This window comes from Kitasatospora sp. NPDC085879 (assembly GCF_040686255.1).
Lineage (GTDB): Bacteria > Actinomycetota > Actinomycetes > Streptomycetales > Streptomycetaceae > Kitasatospora.
Genome location: NZ_JBFBJZ010000037.1, coordinates 1 through 6,694 on the forward strand (window position 1 = coordinate 1; position 6,694 = coordinate 6,694).

At 68.4% G+C, this 6,694-nt stretch carries 5 protein-coding genes; 1 reads left to right on the forward strand and 4 read right to left on the reverse strand.

The genetic code is table 11. The annotated features are described in order from the left end of the window. Positions 1 to 106 precede the first annotated feature (106 nt). From AB0P35_RS25845 to AB0P35_RS25860, 4 genes are all read right to left on the reverse strand, one after another. Positions 107 to 915, reverse strand: a protein-coding gene (locus AB0P35_RS25845; protein ID WP_363514882.1) for an IS5 family transposase whose coding sequence is annotated in 2 segments (ribosomal slippage) — positions 107 to 576 and positions 576 to 915 — 810 coding nt in all. Because the reading frame shifts where the segments join, the coding sequence is not laid out codon by codon here. Between the two features lie 94 nt (positions 916 to 1,009). Then, positions 1,010 to 3,328 (reverse strand): SMI1/KNR4 family protein, encoded by a 2,319-nt coding sequence (locus AB0P35_RS25850; protein WP_363514885.1) that lies wholly within the window; start codon positions 3,326 to 3,328, stop codon positions 1,010 to 1,012. 255 nt (positions 3,329 to 3,583) lie between these two features. Beyond that, positions 3,584 to 4,450, reverse strand: a complete 867-nt coding sequence (locus tag AB0P35_RS25855; RefSeq protein WP_363514888.1) for a hypothetical protein — start codon at positions 4,448 to 4,450, stop codon at positions 3,584 to 3,586. Between the two features lie 130 nt (positions 4,451 to 4,580). Then, on the reverse strand, positions 4,581 to 5,348 hold the full coding sequence (locus AB0P35_RS25860) for a hypothetical protein (RefSeq protein WP_363514891.1): 768 nt from the start codon (positions 5,346 to 5,348) through the stop codon (positions 4,581 to 4,583). A 569-nt stretch (positions 5,349 to 5,917) separates the two neighbouring features. Here AB0P35_RS25860 and AB0P35_RS25865 point away from each other — a divergent pair. Next, positions 5,918 to 6,589, forward strand: coding sequence for a calcium-binding protein (locus AB0P35_RS25865; protein WP_363514894.1), 672 nt, complete (start codon positions 5,918 to 5,920; stop codon positions 6,587 to 6,589). Positions 6,590 to 6,694 lie beyond the last annotated feature (105 nt).

Here is a 6,694-nt window from a genome sequence, read left to right on the forward strand (position 1 = left end):
CCATCGCCGGACTGGTCTCCGACCGCACCGCCGCCGCCTGAACAACGCCCCAGCTCAGGCCGTCGCGTCCCCGCCGCAATCACGCACCAGCTCGTTACTGATCATTTCAGAATGAGGTTCGGAGCTTCCGCAGGCAGATGATGCTGCATGCGAGTTGGAGCAGGCCCAGGTGGAGGTCGGCGCGTATCTCGTAGCGGATACGCAGGCGTTTGAACTGGTGGAGCCAGGCGAAGGTCCGCTCGACGACCCAGCGGGTCTTGCCGAGTCCGGAGCCGTGGGCGACGCCGCGGCGGGCGATCTTCGGGGTGATGCCGCGCCGGCGGAGGATGCGGCGGTACTTGTCGTAGTCGTAGCCGCGGTCGGCGAAGAGTCTGCGCGGTCGGCGGCGGGGCCTGCCGCGCAGGCCCCGGATCGGTGGGATGGCGTCCAGCAGTGGCAGCAGCTGGGTGACGTCGTGCCGGTTCCCGCCGGTCAGGGTGACGGCGAGCGGGGTGCCGTGCCGGTCGACGATCAGGTGGTGCTTGCTGCCCGGCCGGCCCCGGTCGACCGGCGAAGGTCCGGTGTGCGCCCCCCTTTGAGCGCCCTGACGTGCGAGCCGTCGATCGCCGCGTCGTCCATCTCCAGCAGGCCTTCCGCCCGCAGTTCGGCGAGGAGGAGCTCGTGCAGGCGGGGCCACACGCCGGCCTCGGTCCAGTCCCGCAGCCGCCGCCAGGCCGTGATCCCGCTGCAGCCGGTCCGCTCCGCCGGCACATCCCGCCAGCTCACGCTCTTGCACAGCACGTACACGATGCCGCGCAGCGCGGCCCGGTCGTCCGCCGGGAGCCGACCGGGGTAGCGGTGGCGTCGCGGCGAACGCGGTGGCAGCAACGGAGCCACCCGCTCCCACAGATCATCCGGCACAAGATCATCAGACACCTGCAGAACTCTGCCGCCTCAACACCTCAACTGCCAAGCCCCTGAACCGAACTCATTCTGAAATGATCAGTTATGACCGTCCGCTGGGTGGCGGTCAGTCCGGAGACTCCGTCGCCAGGGTGCGGCGGAGGGTGTCCTTGCGCCGGCGGTGCCGGGCAGTGGCGCGGACGGCGCGGGCACTGTCGCCGGTGAGCCGGTCCACGATCTCGGGTGGGGTGGCCGGATGCTCGGCGACCCGACGGCGCACGAACTCGGACCCGTCTTCGGACATGCGGGCGATCAAGGGCGCCGGCGTGGCGGCGTTCGACGCCACGAACGACCGGACGAATTCGTCTTCGTCGTTCGCGAGACCGGCGAGCACCTCCGGGGGCAGGTCTGCCCGTAGCGCGGCCGCGGCACGGACTGGCTGCTTGGGTGAGTCGGCCGCAGCCACCACGCACCGCACCAAGGTGTTGGGGTTATGTACCGCACCACTCTGGACCCAGGCATCCTCATGGTCCACGAGTTCACACAGGACCTGCGGCGGCGTGTCCGGATGCTGCGCGCGTGAAGTCGCGTGCGTTCGTTCGTCGGCGAGGATGTCCGCGCACAGGCCTGGCGGTAGCCACGGGTAGAGGAGTTCGCGGCCGGCGATCGCCATCGCTGCCGGGTACGACGGATGCCAGGGGTATCCCTCCCTGACCGCCGCCCTCGCAGGAGCATCCGGCGGCAGGCCCCGCCGGCTCGGGCCCGACCACTCGCGAGGCTCGACCAGGCACTTCGCCGCGTCGGGCGGGAGGGCCGGGTGGTGGCGCAGGGTGTCCTCGACTTCCAGAGGGCTGACATGCCACGGCCGCCCGGGCTGCTCGAACCGGTAGTGGCAGGGCAGCCGGGATGCGAGCTCTATCAGTGTCCCGATCGGGGTGGCCGGGTTCCCGGCGACCGCGCGGACGATCAGGGTGTCCGGGGAACGGCCAAGGAGGGCGAGGACGTCCGGCGGGGTGGCCGGATTGGAGGCGACCCCTGCTCGGATGTGCAGGTCGAGGTCGGTCGCCAGGGTGGCCAGGAGTGCGGCAGGGGTCGCGGGGTTGAGCGCGACTGCGTGGCGGATCCACGGGGCCTCGTGCCCCGCCAGGGGCGTCAGCTCCTCCTTCTTGGCTGACGGGTTGAGCGCGAGGGACCGTACGATCACCGCGCCCAGCTCGTGTCGTTGGTCGGTACCGAAGTGGAGGAGCCGTTCGCGCAACTCCCGGGTGGTGTGGGGGTGGCGGGCCACCAACTCGATCGTCCAGATGGCGTCCGGTTCGGACTGACACCGGGCCAGCCCCCCGAGGACAAGGGCGGCGAGAAGTTGCGGGTCCGCTGCGGGGTTGCCGGCCAGTGCCTCCCGGACCGGTGTCGAGGCGTCGGCGGCGAGGATCGACAGCGCGGCCGAGGGGGTGGAGGGGTTGGCGGCCAGCGTGGTGCGCACCGCCTCGAAACGGTGCCGGGCGAGCCGCTCGGCGTCGGGCGGCGGCGATGCGCCCGCTGCGGTCGTTTCGGCGCGGTACAGGTAGTGGCCGAGTACCTCGACGGGCGGGCGCTGCTGTGACCGAGTAGATGCTTCCAGGGTCGGGTACTGGGCCAGCCACCGGTCGAAGTCGCTGCTGTGGACGGTGCCGCGGCCCCTCTCCCCACTGGTCCGGTCGAGCTCGTCGAACAGGGCCTCGGCCAACGCCCGGCGCCCCTGGCTCAGCTTGACCAGCGCAAGGTCGACCAGGACCGGGGTACCGCTCGTCCGGGCTCCCAATGCTTCCGGCTCGAAGAGGTACGCGTACGTGTCGAGCGCCGACGGCGCCGGCTTCTGCTCGTCAAGGGCCTTGTGTGCCGCCGCCCGTAGCGCGGTCCGCAGCTCGTTGTCGAGCCACCGCTCGTACCAGGTGGCAAAGTCCGGAGCCGACCTGCTGAACGAGCCGTCACCGACTGTGTAGTCGGTCCATACTTCACCAGCCCCGGCACCGGTCACGACGAGCACGTCGTGGTATCCACAGCCCAGGTCAGCGAGGAACAGGCACCCGTCATGGGTGTGCGCCGGGCACTCCAGGTCGTTCTGGTCGGCGGGATGAAGCGGGAAGAGTCGGGCCGGATCGGGTGCTCTCTCGTCATCGCACCACCAACCGGCTGCCCACCCCGCTTCGTACAGGTACTGCACATTGGAGGGGGCGTCGCACAGTGCTCGGAGGGTGTCCCGGAGGGCTGGGAGCCCGCCGCCGGGCCCGGCCCCGCCGTCACCCACCGTGGTGATGAATTCCCGGTAGGCGGACGGCAGGACCAGCCCGTGCTCGCTCTCGAACTCGGTGACGGCGTCCAGGGAGAGTGGGGGCTGTAACGCGGCCACTGGCACCCCCAGTTCACCGAGGGCGCGCAGTTTGTCGAGAACCTCTGTTCGATCCATGGAGCGATCCTGCTTTCGGTAGACCGTGTCCTACGTGGTGAGTCGCGTCAGTCGTGTGTGGCAGAGGATGGTGGCGGCGATGTCGCAGAGGGCCAGGTGGAGCACGTGGTCGCGTTCTCAGCGGCGGGTGCCGCGGCGGCAGCCGGTGAGCCAGGCCATGGTCCGCTCGATCACTCACCGGTGGCGGCCGAGTGCCCGGCTCGACTCGAGGCCTTGCGCGTGATCCCGGGCAGGATCTCCTGTCCGGTGGATTCGCTAACGGGTTGGAGACTGAGCCTCGCCCAGAAGCGTCAGATTGCCGGCGTCCAAGAGGATCTTCCGAGGTGCTGTTGCGGCCTGAAACACTTCCACAAGAATGCGCTCGTCGTCGAGATATTCGGCCCAGCCGAACCATTCGCCCGGCGCAAGGTGATCGGCACTTGTTCGCTGGGCAATGACCTGGTGGTCAGGGAATCCCTTCAGAGTCAGCGTCCCGCCCGTGTCGGATGCAGTCAACATGGTGAGGGTCAGATAGGAGCGTCCGGACGGGCTGATGGCTTCCAGCATTCCGGGAGTGGGAACGATGCCCACGTGCAGTGCATCGTTGACGTACCTGCCCCAGAACGTCTCACTCGGCCCGTCGTGGACGCCGATTCCCAGGCCCACGTCCACCCCGTTGGGGTGGCCGATGGACGTTGTGGCGGCCGGGTACACGCCGAGCGGGGTGGTTGCCAGGACGCGGCCGGTGGCGGCCTCCACCACCCACCACTCATCGCCGTGATTCTCCGGGGCACCCAGGTGGATGCGGCGATCGTCGTGGACCCCGATCCACCCCGGACCGCAGGTGTCGGACTCCTCCTCGTCGTCCTCCTCTTCCTCCTCGCTCTCGTCCTCGTCGGTCTCCCACGGATAGTCGGGGCCGGGCATTGTCGCCCAGAGGAGATTCCCGTCGGCGGAAATCTCGAAGGACGTACCATCCCATTGTGGATGCTCAATGGCCCACACTGTCGCACCATGCCTGTTCAAGAGGCTCAGGCTGTTATCCCGTGCCACTATTTCCAGACCCGCATTCGCGTCAAGGTGCTTCCTGGAAACTACGAACGACTTCTCTGCAGGGCTGTCGTTTTGATTGAGGACCATCATAACCTTATTGGGTGGTGTGCGGCAGGCATCGGTCGGGCGGGCCGGCGTCGCGACAGGTCATTCCGGGGAAGGCTCAGAATGTGGCTGCAAGTCGGGTGGGCTTTGGAAGAATGGCCCGATCGACGGTCATTCAGATCCAGTACGGACGATTCGTCAGCGATTCCTTGGTGAAGATGTGACCGGCAGCGGCCTCCATCCGACAGGTGTGGGCACCATGGGCATCACCGGAGTGCTCACAGATGTCGGCGAGGCTGTGCAGCGAGCGGGTGAGCGCCGTGCGACACTGCACCCGGTGTTCATGGACCTGGCGGCGGTGCAGGTGAACGACCGTCCTTGCCAGGGATCGGGGGGCGGAGAGGTCACCCACTGCAACAAGTCGTGCGACGAAGGTCTCCAGCGATTCAACCTCGCGGCCGGCAATGGCGATGGCGCAGGAGGACCAGTGGTCGTGCCGACGGTAATAGGCGGCCAGCATTTTGCGGACGAAAGCGATCAGCCAGTCGTGCTTGTGCCCGCGGTCAAGCCGATCGGCACAGGATGCCAGTCCGTCGGCCAATCCGTAGACCCCGTGCCTGATGCTCTCCAGGTGTCTGACGTTGCTGAACCGGACGGTTTCCGACTCCCGAAGAGTACCGGCTTCCACTGCTTCGAGCAGCAGCTTGCGCAGCACCACCCCGTCAGTGAACGCCTCGGCTGCTGCACTGCCTTCGGCCGGGCCTGACAGAACATTCGGTGCAAAGAACAGAGCCGTCTGGATGCGTCGCAGGCGCTCGAAGCTCTCAGGGCTTGGTGCGGCGCAATACTCGGAGGCGGCCTGCCGGACAGGGCGCCGGGCAGCCGCGAAGTCGCCCGACAGGTAGGGGGCGAACACCTTGTCGTGCCTGGTGGCACGAGCCATCGATTCCACACCTCTCCATAATTTTGGGCAGCGCTGATGCGGCCGGATGCAGCGACACTGCCCACTGGACCGGACTCCGGGCCGGAAGGCTACACGGATTCCGGTGGACGGCACGTTCGTTGACGGCACCGCGGACACGCCGAAATGTGCGGGACGGCCCCCAGTCGTTCCCCCGGTCCGCTCGGCGCCGCAGCCGAGTCGAGATGAGTGGTGCCTACTCATGAAGCGCCCGACACGATCCCTGTTGACTGGAACGGTAGCCGCACTTCGCGACATGGCTGCACATGACGTCCAGCCAGGTCGGCATGTCATCACCACCATGCCCGAACCATTCCTGGGCCCGGGCTGCGCAGGCCCGCGTCATCACGAAGTGCAGCTGTAGTGCTGTGCCCTTGACATGTGCTTCGTATTGACGACAGGGAGATGGGAAATTGGCCATCAGTCGTAGAACCGTCCGAGCCGCCATGGCTGCCGCACTCGGCGTCACCCAGGCCTCGCTCTGCGTGGGCGCGGCCCAGGCCGCCGGCGCACCGGAGCCGGGATTGCCCGGGCCGTCACCCGTTCCGGCCGTGACGGCCACGGCCAATGTCTGGGTGACTTCCGACGGCGTGGTCCACATCACCACCCCCTCGGGTCACCGCGATCAGATAGAGGTCGCGGAGAGCACCCGCCTTCACGACGAGGGGGGCGTGGTGGAGGTCATGCTCCAGGTGCCCGGCTCGTCCCACCTGCCGTGGCTTGTCCATGCAGGTCCGGGCTGCGAGGAGGTCACGCCTGGCTATGTGCTCTGCTCCGACGTCGGAAGACGGCTGACGGGTGTTCGTGTCGACGCCGGCGACCGCGACGACTCCATCACCTTCAGCCGGGGTACGGGCTGGGGCCCCTCCGGCCTGGGCTCTGTCACGGTGGTCGGCGGCAGCGGCGCGGACCAGATCTACAACCGCACCCCGGTCCGGGGCATCCTGAACGGCGGGGACGGCAATGACACGATCGTCGGCGGCAGTTCGTCCGACCTGATCACCGGCGGCGCCGGGAACGACACGCTCATCGGCGGCGACGGGGACGACGACCTCTTCGGTGAGATCGGTGACGACGTCCTCTACGGAGAGGGCGGCAGGGACAGGCTGGACGGCGGGGTCGGCCACGCCAACGTCCTGAACGGTGGATCAGAGTCCGACACGTGCAACTGGGCCGGCCCCGAAGGGCGCCGATACTACTGCGAAGCAGGAAACGGCAGCTGACATCGCCGCGGCGCGGGCCCCCGCCCCGGGCGCGGCCGGGGGGGGCCGCACCCCACCCCACGCGACCCCCCGCTAGCCCGGCCCGGCCCCACCGGGCCAGAAAAA

Bases quoted from the DNA above. Each gene is read 5' to 3' on its own strand.
- AB0P35_RS25850 (WP_363514885.1), bottom strand. From the start codon at position 3,328: ATGGATCGAACAGAGGTTCTCGACAAACTGCGCGCCCTCGGTGAACTG.
- AB0P35_RS25860 (WP_363514891.1), bottom strand. From the start codon at position 5,348: ATGGCTCGTGCCACCAGGCACGACAAGGTGTTCGCCCCCTACCTGTCG.
- AB0P35_RS25855 (WP_363514888.1), bottom strand. From the start codon at position 4,450: ATGATGGTCCTCAATCAAAACGACAGCCCTGCAGAGAAGTCGTTCGTA.